Source organism: [Collinsella] massiliensis, from assembly GCF_002161605.1.
Taxonomy (GTDB): domain Bacteria; phylum Actinomycetota; class Coriobacteriia; order Coriobacteriales; family Coriobacteriaceae; genus Enorma.
Genome location: NZ_NFIE01000019.1, coordinates 1 through 18,158, shown reverse-complemented (window position 1 = coordinate 18,158; position 18,158 = coordinate 1). Strand labels below are relative to the sequence as shown.

At 69.2% G+C, this 18,158-nt stretch carries 18 protein-coding genes; 9 read left to right on the top strand and 9 right to left on the bottom strand.

Features of this window, described 5'->3' with window-relative positions; translation table 11 throughout:
- The first annotated feature begins 13 nt into the window (after nucleotides 1-13).
- From B5G02_RS08165 to B5G02_RS08140, 6 genes are all read left to right on the top strand, one after another.
- Nucleotides 14-631 (top strand): hypothetical protein, encoded by a 618-nt coding sequence (locus tag B5G02_RS08165; protein ID WP_094335865.1) that lies wholly within the window; start codon nucleotides 14-16, stop codon nucleotides 629-631.
- Nucleotides 621-1,577, top strand: a complete 957-nt coding sequence (locus B5G02_RS08160; protein WP_094335864.1) for an aldo/keto reductase — start codon at nucleotides 621-623, stop codon at nucleotides 1,575-1,577. Before B5G02_RS08165 ends, B5G02_RS08160 begins: the two co-directional genes overlap by 11 nt.
- Nucleotides 1,578-1,721: 144 nt before the next feature.
- Nucleotides 1,722-3,233: a tagaturonate reductase gene (locus B5G02_RS08155; RefSeq protein WP_094335863.1), complete on the top strand. Its 1,512-nt coding sequence runs from the start codon at nucleotides 1,722-1,724 to the stop codon at nucleotides 3,231-3,233.
- A gap of 50 nt (nucleotides 3,234-3,283) precedes the next feature.
- Complete coding sequence (locus B5G02_RS08150) at nucleotides 3,284-4,771, top strand: UxaA family hydrolase (protein ID WP_094335862.1); 1,488 nt, start codon at nucleotides 3,284-3,286, stop codon at nucleotides 4,769-4,771.
- A 146-nt stretch (nucleotides 4,772-4,917) separates the two neighbouring features.
- Nucleotides 4,918-5,802 (top strand): aldo/keto reductase, encoded by an 885-nt coding sequence (locus tag B5G02_RS08145; protein ID WP_094335861.1) that lies wholly within the window; start codon nucleotides 4,918-4,920, stop codon nucleotides 5,800-5,802.
- 98 nt (nucleotides 5,803-5,900) lie between these two features.
- The gene (locus B5G02_RS08140) at nucleotides 5,901-6,332 is read left to right on the top strand and encodes an HIT family protein (protein ID WP_094335860.1); all 432 of its coding nucleotides are present in this window, start codon (nucleotides 5,901-5,903) and stop codon (nucleotides 6,330-6,332) included.
- A 53-nt stretch (nucleotides 6,333-6,385) separates the two neighbouring features.
- Here the strand turns inward: B5G02_RS08140 and B5G02_RS08135 are convergent, their stop codons facing one another.
- Entirely contained in the window at nucleotides 6,386-7,549 is a 1,164-nt protein-coding gene (locus B5G02_RS08135) for an iron-containing alcohol dehydrogenase (RefSeq protein ID WP_094335859.1), read from the bottom strand.
- Between the two features lie 380 nt (nucleotides 7,550-7,929).
- Here B5G02_RS08135 and pyrE point away from each other — a divergent pair, with 380 nt between their 5' ends.
- The 3 genes from pyrE to B5G02_RS08120 all read left to right on the top strand — a co-directional run bounded on the left by pyrE (nucleotide 7,930) and on the right by B5G02_RS08120 (nucleotide 10,715).
- Nucleotides 7,930-8,613 (top strand): orotate phosphoribosyltransferase, encoded by a 684-nt coding sequence (gene pyrE / locus B5G02_RS08130; RefSeq protein WP_094335858.1) that lies wholly within the window; start codon nucleotides 7,930-7,932, stop codon nucleotides 8,611-8,613.
- 148 nt (nucleotides 8,614-8,761) lie between these two features.
- A complete protein-coding gene (locus tag B5G02_RS08125) occupies nucleotides 8,762-9,319 on the top strand; it encodes a DUF5105 domain-containing protein (protein WP_094335857.1) in 558 nt (185 codons plus the stop codon).
- A gap of 106 nt (nucleotides 9,320-9,425) precedes the next feature.
- Entirely contained in the window at nucleotides 9,426-10,715 is a 1,290-nt protein-coding gene (locus B5G02_RS08120; RefSeq protein WP_162609760.1) for a zinc-ribbon domain-containing protein, read from the top strand.
- Between the two features lie 95 nt (nucleotides 10,716-10,810).
- Here the strand turns inward: B5G02_RS08120 and B5G02_RS08115 are convergent, their stop codons facing one another.
- The 8 genes from B5G02_RS08115 to trxA all read right to left on the bottom strand — a co-directional run bounded on the left by B5G02_RS08115 (nucleotide 10,811) and on the right by trxA (nucleotide 17,903).
- Complete coding sequence (locus B5G02_RS08115; RefSeq protein WP_094335855.1) at nucleotides 10,811-11,476, bottom strand: HAD family hydrolase; 666 nt, start codon at nucleotides 11,474-11,476, stop codon at nucleotides 10,811-10,813.
- Nucleotides 11,477-11,552: 76 nt separating this feature from the next.
- On the bottom strand, nucleotides 11,553-12,575 hold the full coding sequence (hypE, locus tag B5G02_RS08110; protein ID WP_019239869.1) for a hydrogenase expression/formation protein HypE: 1,023 nt from the start codon (nucleotides 12,573-12,575) through the stop codon (nucleotides 11,553-11,555).
- Between the two features lie 43 nt (nucleotides 12,576-12,618).
- Nucleotides 12,619-13,710, bottom strand: a complete 1,092-nt coding sequence (gene hypD, locus B5G02_RS08105; protein ID WP_094335854.1) for a hydrogenase formation protein HypD — start codon at nucleotides 13,708-13,710, stop codon at nucleotides 12,619-12,621.
- Complete coding sequence (locus B5G02_RS08100) at nucleotides 13,707-13,973, bottom strand: HypC/HybG/HupF family hydrogenase formation chaperone (protein WP_019239867.1); 267 nt, start codon at nucleotides 13,971-13,973, stop codon at nucleotides 13,707-13,709. The genes hypD and B5G02_RS08100 overlap by 4 nt, the downstream gene beginning before the upstream one ends.
- Before the next feature lie 111 nt (nucleotides 13,974-14,084).
- Complete coding sequence (hypF, locus tag B5G02_RS08095; protein WP_019239866.1) at nucleotides 14,085-16,736, bottom strand: carbamoyltransferase HypF; 2,652 nt, start codon at nucleotides 16,734-16,736, stop codon at nucleotides 14,085-14,087.
- A gap of 12 nt (nucleotides 16,737-16,748) precedes the next feature.
- On the bottom strand, nucleotides 16,749-17,192 hold the full coding sequence (gene nikR / locus B5G02_RS08090) for a nickel-responsive transcriptional regulator NikR (protein WP_019239865.1): 444 nt from the start codon (nucleotides 17,190-17,192) through the stop codon (nucleotides 16,749-16,751).
- A 3-nt stretch (nucleotides 17,193-17,195) separates the two neighbouring features.
- On the bottom strand, nucleotides 17,196-17,444 hold the full coding sequence (locus B5G02_RS08085) for a hypothetical protein (protein WP_019239864.1): 249 nt from the start codon (nucleotides 17,442-17,444) through the stop codon (nucleotides 17,196-17,198).
- Between the two features lie 138 nt (nucleotides 17,445-17,582).
- Nucleotides 17,583-17,903 (bottom strand): thioredoxin, encoded by a 321-nt coding sequence (gene trxA, locus B5G02_RS08080; protein WP_019239863.1) that lies wholly within the window; start codon nucleotides 17,901-17,903, stop codon nucleotides 17,583-17,585.
- Nucleotides 17,904-18,158 lie beyond the last annotated feature (255 nt).

Sequence of the window (18,158 nt, the reverse complement as noted above, 5' to 3'; positions counted from 1 at the left end):
ACGGGAGGCAGGCATGGATATCCTCATCGGCGCGATCGTCGTCGTGTTCGTGCTCATCATGGGCTTTCGGGCGTTCACGGGCTACAGCTCGTACAAGGGCACGCTCTACCAGCAGCTCTTCAGCAGCTACCTCGAGTACTTCTGGCGCATGAGCATGCAGCGCGACCTGTCGAGGTCGAACTACCTGCAGGAGCGTATCGGGCCGCACCGCATCGTGTACAACGCCTACCGCGACGGCCAGGGGCGCATCGCCGCGACGTTCGCGACGGTGTTCTCCACGCGCGGGCACGCGGCCATCTGCGCAGTCGCGACGTCGGGCGCGGTGGCCGGCAAGGACACCGGCAGCTGGACGGTCGAGCGCGACGGCAAGCGCTACGCCCTGCCCTCGCCCGTGACCTACGTGCGCCGCCAGAAGAAGCTGCTCGACGGCTTTTTGAAGGGCGCGCCCGTGGAGTACATCATCGCGTTCAACGCGGGCACCGACACGAGCGGTGTCGCGTGCTCCTACACCGTGCTCACGGTCGATGCGCTCGTGGACCATCTGGCCGAGAAGCCCGAGGGCGCGGTGTCCGAGGCGGATATGATGAAGGCATTCGAGACGTTCAAGGAGATGGCTGCCCATGCCCAGTAAGACGATCTATCCCGTTACCACGCCCGCGAGCCGCGCGCTGCCGCAGGTGGAGTTCACGGGGAAGTGCGACCGCTACGTGCTGCGCAACGGGGTCGAGGTGCCGTGCCTGGGGTTCGGCACGTACATGATCCCCAACGACGAGGAGGGCGCCGCCGCGGTGCGCACGGCGCTCGATCTGGGGTTCCGCCACATCGACGGCGCGGCGAACTACAACAACGAGGACATGGTGGGCCGCGTGCTCGCCGAGAGCGGCATCCCGCGCAACGAGGTGTTCATCACGAGCAAGCTCAAGAACACCGAGCAGGGCTATGAGAAGACGCTCGCCGCCTTCGACCGCACCCTCTCCGACCTGGGCACCGATTACCTCGACCTCTACCTCATCCACTGGCCGAAGGTCGCCGGCACCGAGGACCGCTGGGAGGAGATCATCGCCGAGACCTGGCGCGCCTTCGAGGAGCTCTACGAGGCGGGCCGCGTGCGCGCGATCGGCGTGTCGAACTTCCTCGTGCACCATCTGGAGACGCTCGAGCGCCACGCGCGCATCATGCCCATGGTGGACCAGATCGAGCTCAACCCCACCTACCAACAGCGTGAGACGGTCGCCTGGTGCGAGGAGCGCGGCATCCAGCTCGAGGCGTGGGCGCCGCTGGGCCGCGGCCGCCTCATGCGCGACGAGCACGTGATCGCCCTCGCGGAGCGCCTGGGCAAGGACGCGGGCCAGGTGTGCGTGCGCTGGGCGCTGCAGAAGGGCTTCATCACCATGCCGAAGTCCACGAAGCCCGCGCGCATCAAGTCGAACAGCGAGGTCTTCGACTTCGAGCTCTCGGCCGAGGACATGGCGCTGCTCGATAGCTATGACACGGACGACAACTACACGTTCCACCCCGACCGCCTGGCCGAATGGGCGGAGCGCGTCGCCGCCGCCCACCGCGAGAGCGGCGTCTGAGTCATTGGGGACGGGTTCAATTGACTCACCGAGTCATTGGGGACGGGTTCGATTGACTCATCCGGCCGCCCCGGGGCAGGCGGACCGCCCCGACCGAAGCTGCGCCCGCACCCCGTGCGGGAAAAGGATAGAAAGGAAGACACCGTGGACACGCTGAGCTACGCGACGTTGGAGAAGATCGGGTACGAGGGGTACGTGCTGCCGAAGGACGCGCCCGAGAAGGTGCTGCAGTTCGGCGAGGGCAACTTTCTGCGCGCGTTCGTCGACCGCTACTTCGACCTCGCGAACGAGGCGACGGGCTGGAACGGCAAGATCGTCATGGTGCAGCCCATCGACGGCGCCTATGGCTTCGCCGACGGCATCAACGACCAGGATTGCCTCTACACCGTGCTCATGCGCGGCAAGCAGGACGGCGTCGAGATGGACGAGGCGCGCCTCGTGTCGAGCTGCAGCCGCTGCATCAATCCGTACCGCAAGGACGACTACCGCGCCCTGATGGAGGTCGCCGTCTCGGACGACCTCGAGATCATCGTCTCGAACACCACCGAGGCGGGCATCGCCTACGACCCCTCCTGCCAGCCCACGGACGAGCCGCCGGCGAGCTTCCCGGCGAAGCTCGCGCAGGTGCTGCACGCGCGCTGGGCGGCGGGCAAGCCGGGCGTGATCGTGCTTTCCTGCGAGCTCATCGACAACAACGGCGCCGAGCTGCTGCGCATCGTGCGCCAGCACGTGGCCGACTGGGGCTGGGAGGACGCCTTCGACGCCTGGCTCACCCAGGATTGCACGTTCTGCACGACGCTCGTTGACACCATCGTCCCCGGGCGCATCCGCGATGCGGCCGAGGCCGCGCAGGTGGCCGAGCGCCTGGGCTACGACGACCCGTTCCTCGCCGTGCGCGAGCCCTTCCAGATGTGGGGCATCCAGGGCGACGACGCGCTCGCCCAGAAGCTGCCGTTCATCCAGGCCGAGCTGCCCGGCGCGTTCGTGACGCCGGACGTGACGCCCTACAAGAAGCGCAAGGTCCGCATCCTGAACGGCGCGCACACCGGTTTCGTGCCGGGCGCGTGGCTCGCGGGCTTCGACATCGTGCGCGACTGCATGCACGACGACGTGGTGCGCGGCTTCATGAACCGGCTGCTCGAGCAGGAGGTCATCCCCACGCTCTCGGCCGAGCTCGACGAGGCCGACCTGCGCGCCTTCGCCGCGGCCGTCCAGGACCGCTTCGACAACCCGTTCATCGACCACCAGCTGCTCTCCATCTGCCTGAACTCGACCGCGAAGTGGCGCGCGCGCGACCTGCCCACGCTGCTCGACTACGTGGAGAAGACCGGTGAGCTGCCGCGTTGCCTCACCGTGAGCCTCGCCGCGCTCATCGCGTTCTACACCACCGGCTTCGAGGGCCGCGACGACGACGGCCTGCACCTGCGCCGCGCGGACGGCACCGCGTACACCGCGCAGGACGATGCCTGGGTGCTCGACTTCTACGCCGAGCGCGCGGGCATGGCGGACGGCGAGCTCGTGGGCGAGGTGCTCGGCTGCGAGCAGATGTGGGGCCAGGACCTGCGCGCGGTCGCCGGGCTCGAGGAGGCGGTCGCCGCCGCGCTCGCGACCATCCGCGCCGACGGCGCGAAGGCTGCGTTCGCATCCGCCCAGTAGCCCGTGCAAAATAACCCCAGGGGGTTTGTTACATCGAGAGTGAGGTCTCCATGCAGGCGATCGTTCGCATCAACCCGAAGGACAACGTGGTCGTGGTGCTGCGCCCGCTCGCGGCGGGCGAGGTGCTCGACGTCGAGGACTCGGGCGCGGTGACGGTTGCCGAGGAGATCCCACAGGGCCACAAGATGGCCGTGCGCGCGCTCGCCGCCGGCGACGACGTGGTGAAGTACGGCCTGCCCATCGGCCACGCGACCTGCGATATCGCGCCGGGCGAGCACGTGCACACAGAGCGCATGACGACGAACCTCTCCGGCGAGGTCGCCTACGCCTACGAGCCCGCCGTGCGCGACCTCGAGCCGGTCGAGCCCGAGACCATGCGGGCCTTCCGCCGCCCGGACGGCCGCGTGGGCATCCGCAACGAGGTATGGATCCTGCCCACGGTGGGCTGCGTGAACGAGGTGGCCGCGGCGCTCGCCGCCGATGCGGCCGACCTCGTGCACGGCTCCGTGGACGGCGTCGTGGCCTTTGCGCACCCCTTCGGCTGCAGCCAGACGGGCGCGGACCACGCCCAGACGCGCAAGCTCCTGGCCGCGCTCGCGCACCATCCCAACGCGGGCGGCGTGCTCGTGCTGGGGCTCGGCTGCGAGAACCTCACGCACGAGCAGTTCGTGGCGGAGCTGGGCGACTACGACCCGGCGCGCGTGCGCTTCCTGACCTGCCAGGACGTGGAGGATGAGATGGCCGCCGGCCGCGCGATCCTGGGCGAGCTCATCGGCTACGCCGCGGGCTTCACGCGCGAGCCCGTGCCCGTGAGCGAGCTCGTCATCGGCATGAAGTGCGGCGGCTCGGACGGCCTTTCCGGCATCACGGCGAACCCGGTGATCGGCCGCGTGTCCGATATGCTCGTCGCGCGCGGCGGCACCTCCATCCTCACCGAGGTGCCCGAGATGTTCGGCGCGGAGGACATCCTGCTTTCGCGTTGCCGCACGCGCGCGGTGTTCGACGAGGCGGCGGCGATGCTCAACGGCTTCAAGGACTACTTCATCCGCCACGGCGAGGTGGTGTATGAGAACCCGAGCCCCGGCAACAAGGCGGGCGGCATCACCACGCTTGAGGACAAGAGCTGCGGCTGCGTGCAGAAGGGCGGCGCCGCGCCCATCGACGGCGTGCTCGGCTACGGCGACCGCGTGCGCACACGCGGGCTGAACCTCCTGTGCGGCCCGGGCAACGATCTCGTCTCCGCGACGGCGCTCGCCGCGGCGGGCGCGAACATCGTGCTCTTCTCCACGGGGCGCGGCACGCCGTTCGGCAGCGCTGTTCCCACGTGCAAGGTGTTCACGAACACGGCGCTCGCGCAGCGCAAGCCCGGCTGGATGGACTTCAACGCCGGCGTGGTGGCCGATGGCGAGCGCACGATCGACGAGGCGGCCTCCGACCTGTTCCGCCGCGTGATCGCGTTCGCCGAGGGCGAGCGGACCGTGAGCGAGCGGCGCGGCTACCGCGGGATCGCCATCTGGAAGGATGGCGTCACGCTCTAGCGGGGCGGCGGGCGCCAGGGCGTGGGTGCACGGTGTGCGGCGTCCGGCGCATCCGGCGCCCGGCTCGGCCAGAGCCTGTCCCCAAATGTAGCAAAATGTAACGTTATGAACCCGTCCCTTTATGACGCACGAGGAAGGAAGATCGCATGGCAAAGACATTCGACGCGAGCGTCCCCACCATCACGCTGAACGATGGCAGCCAGATCCCGCAGGCGGGGTTCGGCACGTTCAAGATCGACCCGGCCGATACGCAGCGCGCGGTGGAGGAGGCGCTCGAGATCGGGTACCGCCACATCGACACGGCCTCCGCCTACGCCAACGAGGCCGGCGTGGGCGCGGCGCTCCGCGCGACGGGCATGGTCGACAGCGTCTACACCGTGACGAAGCTCCGCAACGCCGACCAGGGCTACGACAACGCCCTGCGCGCCTGCGAGACGTCGCTCAAGGACCTCGGCCTCGACCGCATCGACCTCTACCTCATCCACTGGCCCGTGCCCACGCAGGACCGCTACGTGGAGACGTGGCGCGCCATGCGCAAGCTCGTCGATGAGGGGCTCGTGGGCTCGATCGGCGTGTGCAACTTCCTGCCCGACCACCTGCGCCGCCTCGTCGACGAGACGGGCGTGGTGCCCGCGGTGAACCAGGTGGAGTCGCACCCGGCGTTCTGGCGCCCCGAGCTCGACGCGCTCTGCCGCGAGCTCGGCGTGGTGGTGGAAGCGTACTCGCCGCTCGGGCGCGGCAGCGACATCGAGAGCGAGCCCGCGCGCGCCGCGGCCGCCGCGCACGGCGTGACCTGCGCGCAGGCGGTGCTGCGCTGGCACATCCAGAAGGGCCACGTCATCATCCCGAAGTCGACGCACGCCGAGCGCATGCGCGAGAACCTCGACGTGTTCGGCTTCGAGCTCACCGATGCCGAGATGGCGGCCTTCGACGCGCTCGACTGCCCGGAGGGTCAGATCAGCGGCGACCCCAACACGTTCGACCGCCCGCAGACGCTCGAGGACATGATGGCGCGCGGGAACGTGAAGTAGAGCGCGCGGGTATACTGGGGTGCATCAATAGGGGTGCGTGCTGCCGGGCGCTGGACGTGCGCCGGCATGGCGCGCGCCGCTCGCGAAAGGGGAAGAGCATGGCACATACCGACTGCGCGTATTGCATGATTGGCGAGAACGACGAGCTGGTGGGGGCGTTCGGCATCCCCGTGTGCGACCTCCCGGCGAGCCGCCTCATCCTCTTCAAGGAGCAGAGCCATCCCGGCCGCTGCATCGTCGCGTCGAAGCGGCATGTCGATGACATCAGCGACCTCACGGAGGAGGAGTCCACGGCGTTCATGGCGGACGTCCGCCATGTCGCGGCGGCGCTGCACAAGGCCTTCTCGCCGGATAAGATCAATTTCGGCGCGTACGGCGATACGATGCACCACCTGCATTTCCACCTGGTGCCCAAGTACGCGAGCGATTCCTTCGAGTTCGGCGATGTGTTTGCCATGAACCCCGGCCGCGTGACGCTCACGGACGGGGAGTACGCGGAGCTCGCGAAGAAGATCGTGGACGCGCTCTAGCAGATGCCTGCCCCCAGTCCGACCGGGCTGGGGGCAAGGCTCTCCGCCAGGGACTACGCGTACACCTTGCGGTACAGCGCCTGCATGTCCTCGACGGTGACGGGCTTGATGGTGTTCGCGGGGCTGCCGCTCGCCTGCGCGTCGGAGGCCATCTTCTCGATCGCCGCGTGGAAGGCGGCGCGCTCGACGCCGAACTCCTCGAGCGTGGGCACCTTGAGCTCGGCGAGCAGCGCGCGGATCGCGGCCATGAGGTCCTCGGCGGCGGTGCGGTCGTCCTCGGCGGTGCTCAGGCCGCAGTAGCGCGCGACCTCGGCGAAGCGGTCGTAGGCGCCGTCGAGCGCGAAGTCGAAGCAGGCCTCCATGAGCATGGCGTTCGAAAGGCCGTGCGGCACGTGGAACAGCGCGCCGATGGGCCGCGACATGCCGTGGATGATGGTCACGGACGCGTTGTTGAACGCGATGCCCGCCTCGGTGGCGGCGATGGACATCTGCGTGCGCGCCTCGACGTTGCCGGGGTCGCTCACGCACGTGGCGAGGTTCTCGAAGATGCGCTTCGCCGCGGAGAGCGAGAACGTCTGCGAGAGCGGCTGCGCTTTGCGCGACGTGTAGGACTCGATGGCGTGGCAGAGCGCGTCGAGACCCGTGGCGCTCGTGACGCTCGCGGGCGCGGTGAGGGTGAACGCGGGGTCGACGATGGCGACCTCGGGGATGAGCGGCGCGCCGGCGATGAGCATCTTCACGTCGGCCTGCGTGTTCGTGATGATGGTGAACTGCGTGGCCTCGGAGCCCGTGCCCGCCGTGGTGGGGATGGCGACCATGGGGCAGACGGGGCCGGAGAAGCCCTCGCCCAGGAACGAGTCGATGTCGCGGCCGCTCGAGACGCACATCGCGATGGCCTTCATGGTGTCGATGGGCGAACCACCGCCGAGCGCGATCATGAAGTCGCAGCCCTCCTGCTGGTAGCGCTCGACGCCCGCGGCGACCATCGTGTCGACGGGCTCGGAGTTCACCTCGTCGTAGACGTGGTACGTCACGCCGATGCCGTCGAGCATGTCGGTGACGCGCGCGAGGTTGCCGAGCTTGCCCATCATGGCGTCGGTGACGATGAGCGCGCGCGAGCCGAGGGTCGCGATGAGCGCGGACGCCTCGGCGAGGGCGTCGGGGCCGTAGATGATGTGATGGGGCGTGATGAAGGTGCGCGCGGTGGCTTGTGCCATGGATCCTCCTCGATGATGCGGCGGCCTGGGCGGCCGCTCCTGCGTAACCCGCCGCAACGGGTTTTGATTTCGAACGCTCGTCTCTGGGCTTTCGGAAATCTTCGTTTCCTTGTGCTTAAAAACGTGCATCTACCTGCGCTTTCAGTATACAACAGAGCGATGGTTTACGGATAGGACTTTCGAATGAGCCATTGGGGACGGGTTCAAATGACTCATTGAGTCAATGGGGACGTGCTCGTTTGACTCACTGAGTCATTTGAACCCGTCCCCAATGGCTCGGCGAGTCAAACGAACCCGTCCCCAATGGCTCGACCGACGGCGCGCGCGGCGTCTCATGTAGAATGGGGGCAACCGAGAAGGTAGCGGGGGAAGGGAATCCCATGGAACAGTACAAGCAGGATTTCATCACGTTCATGGTCGAATCCGACGTGCTCAAGTTCGGCGAGTTCACGCTCAAGAGCGGCCGCACCTCGCCGTTCTTCATGAATGCCGGCGCCTACGTGACGGGCGAGCAGCTCAAGCGCCTCGGCGAATACTACGCCCGCGCCATCCACGATAACTTCGGCCTCGATTTCGACATCGTGTTCGGCCCGGCCTACAAGGGCATCCCGCTGTCGGTGGTCACGGCCATCGCGCTCTTTGAGCTGTACGGCAAGGAGGTGCGCTACTGCTCCAACCGCAAGGAGGTCAAGGACCACGGCGCGGACGCGGGCAACCTGCTGGGCGCCGAGCTCCACGACGGCGACCGCGTGGTCATGGTCGAGGACGTCACGACCTCCGGCAAGTCCATCGACGAGACCTACCCCGTCCTGAAGGCGGCGGCGGACGTCGAGGTCAAGGGCCTCATCGTGAGCCTCAACCGCATGGAGGTGGGCAAGGGCGGCGTCGTGACCGCGCAGCAGGAGATCCAGGAGAAGTACGGCTTCCCCGTGGCGAGCATCGTGAGTATGGCCGAGGTCACGGAGGTGCTCTACAACCACGAGATCGACGGCCGCGTGGTCATCGACGACGCGACGAAGGCAGCGCTCGACGCCTACTACGAGCAGTACGGCGTGAAGGCGTAGCCGCGGGCGGCCTTGTGCGCGCCGTTTCCGAACGCTTACCGAAACATGTCACGCCGCGCACGCTTTTGCCGGCGCGTTCGGATAGTATGGAGACATCATGAAGAGAAGCGCGTGCTGCCGCGCTTCACAGCTGCGTTGGGAGGAACCGATGAAGAAGCGCATCCTGCTCGCTCCGGTCGTGGCGATCGCCTGCATGCTCACCCTCGTGCTCGGTGGGTGCGGCGGGGCGCCCGCGGAGGACCTGATCCGCGAGAACCTCGAGAGCTACATGGGCGAGGTCGACGTCGCGGACGAGGCCTTCGTCGAGGGGCTCGAGTCCTCGGCCGGCGAGGACCTCGACCAGCTCGGCATCACGGCTGATGAGTTCGCCGCCGCCTACCTTGACGGCTTCGGGTACGAGATCGGCGACATCACCGTCGACGGCGACACCGCGACGGCCGAGCTCACCATCACCATCAAGTCGTACACCGACATCATGACCACGTTCCAAAACGACTTCTACGACTGGGCGTACAGCGTCGACCCGAACACGCTCTCGAGCCAGGACGAGATCTACAAGCAGGCCGGTCAGATGCTCCTCGACGCGACGAACAGCGCCGAGCCTACTTCCACGACCGTCGAGGTGAACTACACGAAGAACTCCGATGGTGACTGGGAGATGGACTCCAGCTCGGAGATGGAGCTCTCGTCGGTGGTTTTGGCGTAGCGTAGGCAGACGACACGGATACGGCGGCTGCGCGCTGCCGAGACGACACGCGTTGCGCCCCGCCCTGGTGTGGGGCGCTTCGCTATCTGGAGAGCGGGGTGGACTGATGTTTTGCACGAATTGCGGGGCGAACCTGCCGGAGGGAACGCGGTTCTGCACGCGGTGCGGGATGCCCGTCGGGGACGCGGCGGGCGACGGCGCGGGCCAGGGTGGAGCGCCGATGACGAGCGCCGCGCCGGTGCCGGAAGCGGCGCCCGCGCCGGCGGCGGCACCGGCACGGCCCGCGTCCTGGGCCGCCGGGCAGGCCTCGACCGTCCCGCCCGCCCAGGTGCCGCCGCAGCCCGCGGCCACCCCGCCTGCGCAGGTTCCGCCGCAGCCCGCGACCGACGCGCCCGCCCCGCAGCCGCCGAAGAAGCGGGGCGGCAAGGCCAAGGTGGCGGCGATCGTCGTCGGCATCATCGCGCTCGTCGCGGTCATCGGCGCGGGCGGGTACCTCGTCTACCAGAACTTCTTCGCCACCGGCCCGGAGGAGGTCATCCGGGAGGACCTCGACGAGCACCTCGCCGCCTACTCGGATCCCTCGACGGGCGACGGCGATCGGCTCCTCTCCGAAGCGGACGACGTGCTCTCCGGCCTCGCGGCCTACCCGTACCCCAGCTCGAGCGCGTACGAGGCGTGGCTCGAGGATACCTCGTACACCGTCGATGACGTCGTGGTCTCCGACGACGGCGCCACGGCGACCGCGACCGCCACGATCACGCACGCCCCGCTCATCTCGTTCATCGAGCACCACGAGGGCGAGGCGGACGACCCCGGCGAGCCCCAGGAGACGACGCTCGAGCTCACGTACACGCGCGATGGCTCCACCTGGAAGGCGGACGGCGACGAGCTGCAGGACGCGGTCTTCGCGGCCTACCTGCCCTCCGACGAGGAGCTCATCGTCTCGGACGTCGACACCTACTTCAAGGCCGACGACGACATGCGCAACGGCTTCATCATGGGCCTCGAGAGCGGCTCAAGCTCGGAGCTCGACCAGCTGGGCATCACGGCCGACGAGTTCGCCGACGCCTATCTGGACGGCTATGCGTACGAGGTGGGCGACGTGACAGTCGACGGCGATACCGCGAGCGTCGAGGTGTCGGTCACCATCAAGTCGTACGCGGACATCATGGCGGCGTTCCAGGACGAGTTCGACGCGTGGGCGGCCTCGATCGATACCACGACCATGACCGAGGACGAGGCCTACCGGCAGGCGGGCGCGATGATGCTCGACGTCATCGCCGCGGGCGAACCGAAGACCACCGAGGCGACGCTCACGTTCACGCAGGACAGCGGCGGCGTGTGGTGGATGGATTCGAGCTCGGAGCACGCGATCGAGGGCATGCTGGGGTACTAGCGGCCGGGTGCGGCGGTCACGCGGCTGACGGTTCGCCCGGCAGCCCTTTCCGCGAATCGCCCGGCAGCCCGGTCACCCGTGAGCCGCCGGCTGCGCTATACCCCGGCGATCGCGAGGAGGTCGCGGGGCGTGCGGGCGAGGTAGTCCGCCCCCGCGGCCTCGAGCTGCGCCGCTCCCCGGAAGCCCCAGACGGCGCCCGCCACGCGGAGGCCGGCGTTGTGCCCCGTCTCCACGTCGACGTCGCTATCGCCCACGAAGAGGGTGGTCGCGGGGTCCGCGCCGAGCGCCTCGATGACGTGCAGGGTGACCGGTGCGGCGGGCTTGGGCGGGAACGCCGCCGTCGCCCCCTGCACGAGGGCGAAGCGGTCGCCGAAATACCGCTCGACGAGGGGGCAGGCGGCGTCGTGGTCCTTGTTCGTGAGGACGGCGAGCTCGATGCCGGCCGCGCGCAGGGCGTCGAGCACCGCGATGATATCGGGGTAGGGGGTGGTGTGGTCCTCCTTGTGCGCGGCGTAGCGGGTGCGGAACTCGGCGAGGGCCTGCTCGTAGACGGCGCCGTCCCCGTAATACTCGGCGGGGATGATGCGCTCGACGAGCTTGCGCATGCCGTTGCCCACCTTGAAGCGGTACGCATCGAGCGGGAACGTGGGCCAGCCGCGCGCCTCGCACACGTGGTTGCAGGCGAGCGCGAGGTCCTCGAGCGTGTCCAGGATCGTGCCGTCGAGGTCGAAGATGATATGCGTGAAGGCGGGTTCTGCCACGGAAGGCTCCTTGCGGTTCATGGGGGGTCAGAGGCGGGGTCTGGGACGGGTTCGGACGATCCGGCGCTCGCGGGTTCTAGCAGATGCGGGGCAGCTGCTCGCCCACGAGCATGTCGAGGATCCGCGACGAGCCCCAGGGCGTGCGCACGAGCACGGCGGGACCGGTCGGCGCGGCCTCGCGAACCGTCCCGATGATCGCCGCGTCCGCCCCGTAGCGGTTCGCGCGCATGGCCGCGAGCGCGGGCTCGGCCTCGTCGGCGGGCACGACGGCGACCATCTTCCCTTCGTTCGCTACCTGCAGGGGGTCGTAGCCCAGCATGTCGCAGGCGGCGCGCACCGCGGGCCGCACGGGGATCGCTGCCTCGTCGAGCTCGATTTCTACCCCGCTCGCGGTGACGAACTCGTTGAGCGTGCTCGCCAGGCCGCCACGCGTGGGGTCGCGGAAGCAGCGGGTGTGCGGCGCGGCGGCGAGCACGTCGGCGATAAGGCCGTTGAGCGGCGCGGCATCGCTCTCGATGTCCGTGGAGAAGGCGAGGCCCTCGCGCACGCTCATCACCGCGATGCCGTGGTCGCCGAGCGTGCCCGAGACGAGCACCGCGTCGCCGGGCCGGCACGCCGCGCCCGAGAGCGTCACGCCCTCGGGGACCTCGCCCACGCCTGCCGTGTTGATGTAGATGCCATCGGCGCCTCCGCGCTCGACGACCTTCGTATCGCCCGTGATGATCGCGACGTGTGCCTCGCGCGCGGCCGCCGCCATGCTCGCGCAGATGCGCCGCAGGTCGTCGAGGGGGAAGCCCTCCTCGATCACGAAGCCGCACGAGAGGTAGCGCACGCGCGCGCCCGAGGTCGCCACGTCGTTCACCGTCCCGCACACGGCGAGCCGGCCGATGTCCCCGCCGGGGAAGGTGTGCGGCGTCACGACGAACGTGTCGGTGGAAAGCGCGATGCGCCCCGTGGGCGGCAGCGGCGCGATGCCGGCGTCGTCGCCCGCGTGCAGCTCGGGCGCGTCGAACGCCTCGAGGAACACCTCGTCGATGAGGCGTCGCATCATGGTGCCGCCCGACCCGTGGCCGAGCTGGACCGTCGCGTTGGATACCATGTCGGATCCCTTCAGTGATAAAAAGGTGTCAGACACCATTTTATCATCGGTAGCGGAAGTAGGCGGCGCAGCTGCCCTCGCTCGAGACCATGCAGGGGCCGACCGGGTGCTCCGGGGTGCAGGCGCGGCCGAAGAGCGGGCAGGCGGAGGGCGCCATCACGCCGCGCAGGACGTCGCCGCAGCGGCAGCCGCGCGGCTCGCGCGTGGGCTCGATGTCGACGGGGAAGCGCCGGGCGGCGTCGAAGGCGGCGAAGTCGTCGCGGATGCGCAGGCCGGAGGCCGGAAGCGCGCCGAGTCCGCGCCAGGTGGCGTCGGCCGGCTCGAAGACGCGCGCGCAGAGCTGCCGGGCCACGGGGTTGCCCCCGTCGCGCGCGCCGCGGCGGTAGGCGTTCGCGATGCGCGGGGTGCCGTCCACCACCATCTCGGCGAGGAGCGCGATGCCCTCGAGGATGTCGACGGGCTCGAAGCCGGTCACGACGCCGGGGGTGGCGAACTCGTCGACGAGGAAGCGGAACGGGGCCGTGCCCGTGATGGTGGAGACGTGGCCGGGCAGGATGAAGCCGTCGACGGCGCACGCCGGGTCGCCCGCGATGGCGCGCAGTGCCGCCGGCGTCGTCTTGTGCAGGCAGAGCACGGAGAAGTTGGACAGGCCGCGCTCGGAGGCGGCGACGATGCTCGCGGCGATGAGGGGCGCGGTGGTCTCGAAGCCGACGCCCATGAAGATGACCTGGAGCTCCGGGTTGCGCGCGGCGAGGTCGACCGCATCGAGCGGCGAGTACACGATGCGCACGTCCGCCCCGGCCGATTTCTCCGCGGCGAGCGACGACGTGCTGCCGGGCACGCGCACCATGTCGCCGAAGGTGGCGATGCACGCACCGTCGAGCCGGGCGAGCGCGATGGCGTGGTCGATGTCGCGGTTGGCGGTCACGCATACCGGGCAGCCGGGACCAGAGAGCAGCTGGAGGCTCTTCGGGAGGATCGAGCGGAAGCCGTAGCGACCGATACTCATGGTGTGCGTCCCGCAGACCTCCATGAGCTTGATGGGGCGGTCGCCGACGATGCCCGCGATGCGCTCGATGAGTTCGCGCGCGAGGGCGGGATCGCGGAAAGCGTCGAGGTCGAGCGCACGCGTCATGAGCGGACGGCTTCGGTTTCCGCGGTGCTCGCCGCGAGCTCCTCGGTTGCCAGCTCGCCGAGCTCGCGGACGATCTCGATGGTCTGCGCGGCCTCGTCGGCGTCGACGACCTCGATGGCGAAGCCGGCGTGCACGAGCACCCAGTCGCCTACCTGAGCGGACGGCGTGAGCGCGAGCGATATCCGTTTACGCACGCCGAGCGTGTCGATCGTCGCGCCGTCGGGCTGCATCTCCACGATCTGTCCGGGTATCGCAAGGCACATGGCTGCTCCTTCATCTGGGTGCGCGCGGCGCTGGGTGCCACGCCGCACATCGTCACAGATGGTACCCCGCACGTAGCAGAAGGGCAAATGCGGGGGTGGTTGCAAGGCTATCTACACAGACGTTCCGTCTAGCCGCGCTGCGAGCCGCGCGCGGGCTACGGCGGCCTGCCCGTACGCGATGCCGCCGTCGTTGATGGGGATGCGCTGCGGGACGATGACCTGCAGGCTTTCCGCCTCGAGCAGGCCGCGGGTCTGCTCGAGGAGCAGACGGTTCATGAAGACCCCGCCGCCGAGCGCGACCGTGTCGATGCCGCGTGCCCGCGCGATCGCACCGGCGACCTCGGCCGCCATGCGTGCGAGGGCGTCGTGCACCTGCAGTGCGAGCACCTCGGCGGCCTCTCCGGCCGCGATGCCGTCGAGCAGGGCGGTGAGAAGCGGCGACGGGTCGATGATGACGGGCGCAAGCGGGGTCCCGCCGTGCCGCGCGACCAAGTTTTTCTCCTCCGGCGGCAAAATGTGGTGGTGAAATTCAGATATGCACGATTCAGCGACCCCAGAGCCGGCGTTTGGCCGTTCCGAACGGACGCTCGCCCGATCCCGGTCACAGGAATCCTGGGGTTTCTCTGGCCTTCCGTCCTCACCGTCGCTCCGAACCGCCTCGGAAGCGGTTCCGCATCGTGCATATCTGAATTTCGCCACCAATTTTCGCGACGCGTCGCGAAATTCTTGCCCCGCACCGGCGTCCGCGGCGCGCACGGCCGCCGCCTCGAGCTCGATGGCGGGCTCACCGTCGTAGCTCGCGCGCTCGCAGATGCCCAGGAGCGCGGCGCAGGCGTCGAGGAAGCGCCCCATGCTGCTTGTGAGCGGGCTGTTGATGCCGCGCTCGAGCATGGTGTCCATGATGGAGGCGGCCCCGCCCCCCAAGCTATCGAGCAGCCGCGCCGCCCCGGGGTGCCCGAGCAGATTATGCTGCCAGAGCAGGGCGTAGGCGCAGCGCCGCGGGTCGCGGATGGCGGCGGCCCCGCCGGGAAGCGGCATGGTCGCAAGGTGCGCGGCGCGCTCGAAGCCGGTCAGGGTCGCGACGAGGAATTCGCCACCCCAGACGGTGCCGTCCGTGCCCGCCCCGGTTCCGTCGAAGGCGATGCCCACCACGGGTTCGCGCGCGTCGAGGCCGTCGTATGCCGCCGCCTCGGCGATCGCTGCGGCGATGTGCGCGTGGTGGTGCTGAACCTCGATGAGTGGAACTCCAAGCCGTTGTGCCTCGTCGCGCGCCCAGCGCGCCGTGAGGTAGGTGGGGTGCCGGTCGCAGGCGAGTGCGCGCGGCGCAAGGTCGAAGAGGCCTTCCATGCGTTCGCGGGCCTCGTGCCAGGCGGCAAGGGAGCTCGCGTGCTCGACATCGCCGATGTGCTGCGAGAGGAAGCAGAGCGCCGCCCCGTCCGCCTGTTCGCGCGTGAGGGCGAGGGTCGCCTTCTGCTCCGCCCCGCACACGAGGATCGTCGGGAGCGCGTCATCTCCGCAGGTGGGGAGCGTAAGCGGCTGCGGCGCGTAGCCGCGCGCACGGCGCACGAGGCGCGCGGCCCCCCGGGCGTCGACGCGTGCGACGGAGTCGTCGTAGCGCGCGAGGATGGCGCGGTCGTTGCCCAGGAGCGCGTCGGCGATGCCCCCTTCGACCAGGCGCTCCCACGCGCGCGCATCGTCGGTCTCGATGGGCTCGCCGCTCACGTTGCCGCTCGTCATGACGAGCGCGCGCACGCCGCGCCGGGCGCAAGCGGCGAGCAGGAGGTGCTGAAGCGGCGTGTAGGGGAGCATGACGCCGAGCTCGGGCAGGTCGAAGGCGACGGACGGGGCGCAGCCGGCGACGTGCCGCACGAGCACGATCGGGCGCACGCTGCCCTGCAGTAGCTCGCGCTCCGCATCCCGCGCCGTGCACATTCCCTCGACATCCGCAAGGCTCGCCATCATGACTGCGAACGGCTTGCGCGGGCGGCGCTTCCGCGTGCGCAGCTCCCGCACGGCCTGGTCGTTGCCTGCGTCGCAGGCGAGGTGGAACCCGCCGAGCCCCTTGACCGCCACGATGCCGCCCGCCGCGATGAGCTCGGCGCAGCGCTCGATGATCGCATCGCTCGCTTCGCGCGTGGACCCGGTGCGCGCGTCGGACATCCCGCGCTCGTGCCAGGTGATGTGCGGCCCGCAGGCGAAGCAGGCGTCCGGCTGCGCGTGGAAGCGCCGGTCGAGCGGGTCGGCGTACTCGCGTGCGCAGTCGGGGCACATGGGGAACGCGGACATGGAGGTCGCGGGGCGGTCGTAGGGCAGCGCGCGGATGATGGTGAAGCGCGGCCCGCAGTTCGTGCAGTTGATGAACGGGTAGTGGTACCTGCGGTCCTCTGGGTCGAAGAGCTCGCGCAGGCAGTCGGGGCAGGTGGCGATGTCGGGCGAGACGAGGGTCGTGCGCGCGGTGGTGTCGTCCGAGGCGACGATGCGGAACCCGGGCACGGCGGGACGGCCGTCCTCCGGCGCGCCGTCGCCCGCGTCGACCTGCCGCACCTCGATGCCGTCGATGCGCGCGGCAGCCGGCGCCCGGTCGCGGAGCGCGCGCAGGAACGTGTCGAGCGCGGCGTCGTCGCCCTCCGCCTCGATGTGCACGCCGTCTCCTGCGTTGAGCACCCAACCGCCTACGCCCGCCGCCACCGCCTCACGGTACACGAACGGCCGCATGCCCACGCCCTGGACGATGCCGCGTATGTGGATCTGGATGCGTCGCATGCCGCTGTCCCGCTAGAGCTCTAGGCTCGTTTCCGTCGCGGAGCAGGTGAGCTTGCCATGGCGCACCCCGCGCAGGGAGAGCAGACGGTCGGCGAGCTCGTAGATGCGCGCCCCGGTGCCGCGCAGCGCGAGGATCTCCAGGCAGTTGTGATGGTCGAGGTGCACGTGCATGGTCGAGACGATCTCTGCCGTGTAGTCGTGCTGCACCTCGTCGAGCCGGCGCGTGAGGTCGCCCGTGTGGTGGTCGTAGATCATGGTGAGCGACCCGATGACCTCGGCATCGGGCGTCTTGAGCGCCTCCTCGACGAGCGCCGCGCGCATGAGGTCGCGGATGGCGCTCGAGCGGTTCGCGTCGTCGCCGCGCCGGGCGAGCAGGTCGTCGAAGGCTGCGAGCAGGTCTTCCGGGACGGCGACGGAGAAGCGGGCGAGGTCGCCCGGGCAGGAACGCTTGCCCACGGTCTACACCAGCCGCACGGAGCCGACGGCGTTGTGGTCGGCCTCGATTGCCTCGTCATAGCCGGCGAGCGCTGCCCGCGCCTCGTCGAGCGCCGCCATCGCCGCCTCGAGCTTCTCGTCGATGCGCTCCATGTCGAAGGCCTCGGTCGCATGGTAGAGGTCGTGGCTCCACGCGCGCGCGAGCGCGATGGTGTCGTCGATGTGCTTCACGCTCATCGAGAGCTGGCTCATGTTCATGCCGACGTCGTGCATATCGTCCTCCCAGCGAGATGGGTGTGCGGTGCATATGAAAAGAGCCCCGGTGTCCCCGGGGCTCTAGTGTACTACGCGCGCCGGTGCAGCGCGCTTCGCGCCGCGCGGTTCACGCGGCACCGTTCGGTCGCGCCGAGCTTACAGCGCTCGCTCGATCTCCTCTTTGAGTTTCGGCTTCGGCATCGCGCCCACGATGCGGTGGACTTCCTGGCCGTTCTTCAGGATGACGAGGGTCGGGATGGACATGACGCCGTAGCGCATGGAGATGTCCTGGTTCTCGTCGACGTTGCACTTGGCGACGACGAGGCGGCCGGCGAGCTCCTCGGCGAGCTGGTCGACGATGGGCGACACCATGCGGCACGGGCCGCACCACGGTGCCCAGAAGTCGACGAGGACGGGGAGCTGCTCCTGAAGCAGGCTATCGAAATTGGTGGCGTTGACCTCTTGTACTGCGGCCATGGTTCCTCCTTGGAACGGTTGCGTCGCGCCCGATCGCGTTCGCTGCGGGCACGGTGCCATATAAGTCGGTCACGTTATACCCAGTTGCCGCATCCTCTTGCACTGAGTCATTGGGGACGGGTTCGTTTTGAACCGCCCCCCGTTTCTTGGACACGGAAATGGAGGTCCGAGAGATGGGGGGCATTCTCATGTCCATCGACCTACGGTACGGGCACGGGCGCGCGGCGAGGTCGCTCGCCGCGGACCTGTTCGCGG

Coding starts and splice junctions, on each gene's coding strand:
- B5G02_RS08125 (WP_094335857.1), top strand. CDS start 8,762: ATGAAGAAGCGCATCCTGCTCGCTCCGGTCGTGGCGATCGCCTGCATG.
- B5G02_RS08145 (WP_094335861.1), top strand. CDS start 4,918: ATGGCAAAGACATTCGACGCGAGCGTCCCCACCATCACGCTGAACGAT.
- B5G02_RS08140 (WP_094335860.1), top strand. CDS start 5,901: ATGGCACATACCGACTGCGCGTATTGCATGATTGGCGAGAACGACGAG.
- B5G02_RS08165 (WP_094335865.1), top strand. CDS start 14: ATGGATATCCTCATCGGCGCGATCGTCGTCGTGTTCGTGCTCATCATG.
- hypF (WP_019239866.1), bottom strand. CDS start 16,736: ATGCGACGCATCCAGATCCACATACGCGGCATCGTCCAGGGCGTGGGC.
- B5G02_RS08120 (WP_162609760.1), top strand. CDS start 9,426: ATGTTTTGCACGAATTGCGGGGCGAACCTGCCGGAGGGAACGCGGTTC.
- B5G02_RS08135 (WP_094335859.1), bottom strand. CDS start 7,549: ATGGCACAAGCCACCGCGCGCACCTTCATCACGCCCCATCACATCATC.
- hypE (WP_019239869.1), bottom strand. CDS start 12,575: ATGGTATCCAACGCGACGGTCCAGCTCGGCCACGGGTCGGGCGGCACC.
- B5G02_RS08160 (WP_094335864.1), top strand. CDS start 621: ATGCCCAGTAAGACGATCTATCCCGTTACCACGCCCGCGAGCCGCGCG.
- hypD (WP_094335854.1), bottom strand. CDS start 13,710: ATGACGCGTGCGCTCGACCTCGACGCTTTCCGCGATCCCGCCCTCGCG.
- trxA (WP_019239863.1), bottom strand. CDS start 17,903: ATGGCCGCAGTACAAGAGGTCAACGCCACCAATTTCGATAGCCTGCTT.
- pyrE (WP_094335858.1), top strand. CDS start 7,930: ATGGAACAGTACAAGCAGGATTTCATCACGTTCATGGTCGAATCCGAC.
- B5G02_RS08100 (WP_019239867.1), bottom strand. CDS start 13,973: ATGTGCCTTGCGATACCCGGACAGATCGTGGAGATGCAGCCCGACGGC.
- B5G02_RS08150 (WP_094335862.1), top strand. CDS start 3,284: ATGCAGGCGATCGTTCGCATCAACCCGAAGGACAACGTGGTCGTGGTG.
- B5G02_RS08085 (WP_019239864.1), bottom strand. CDS start 17,444: ATGCACGACGTCGGCATGAACATGAGCCAGCTCTCGATGAGCGTGAAG.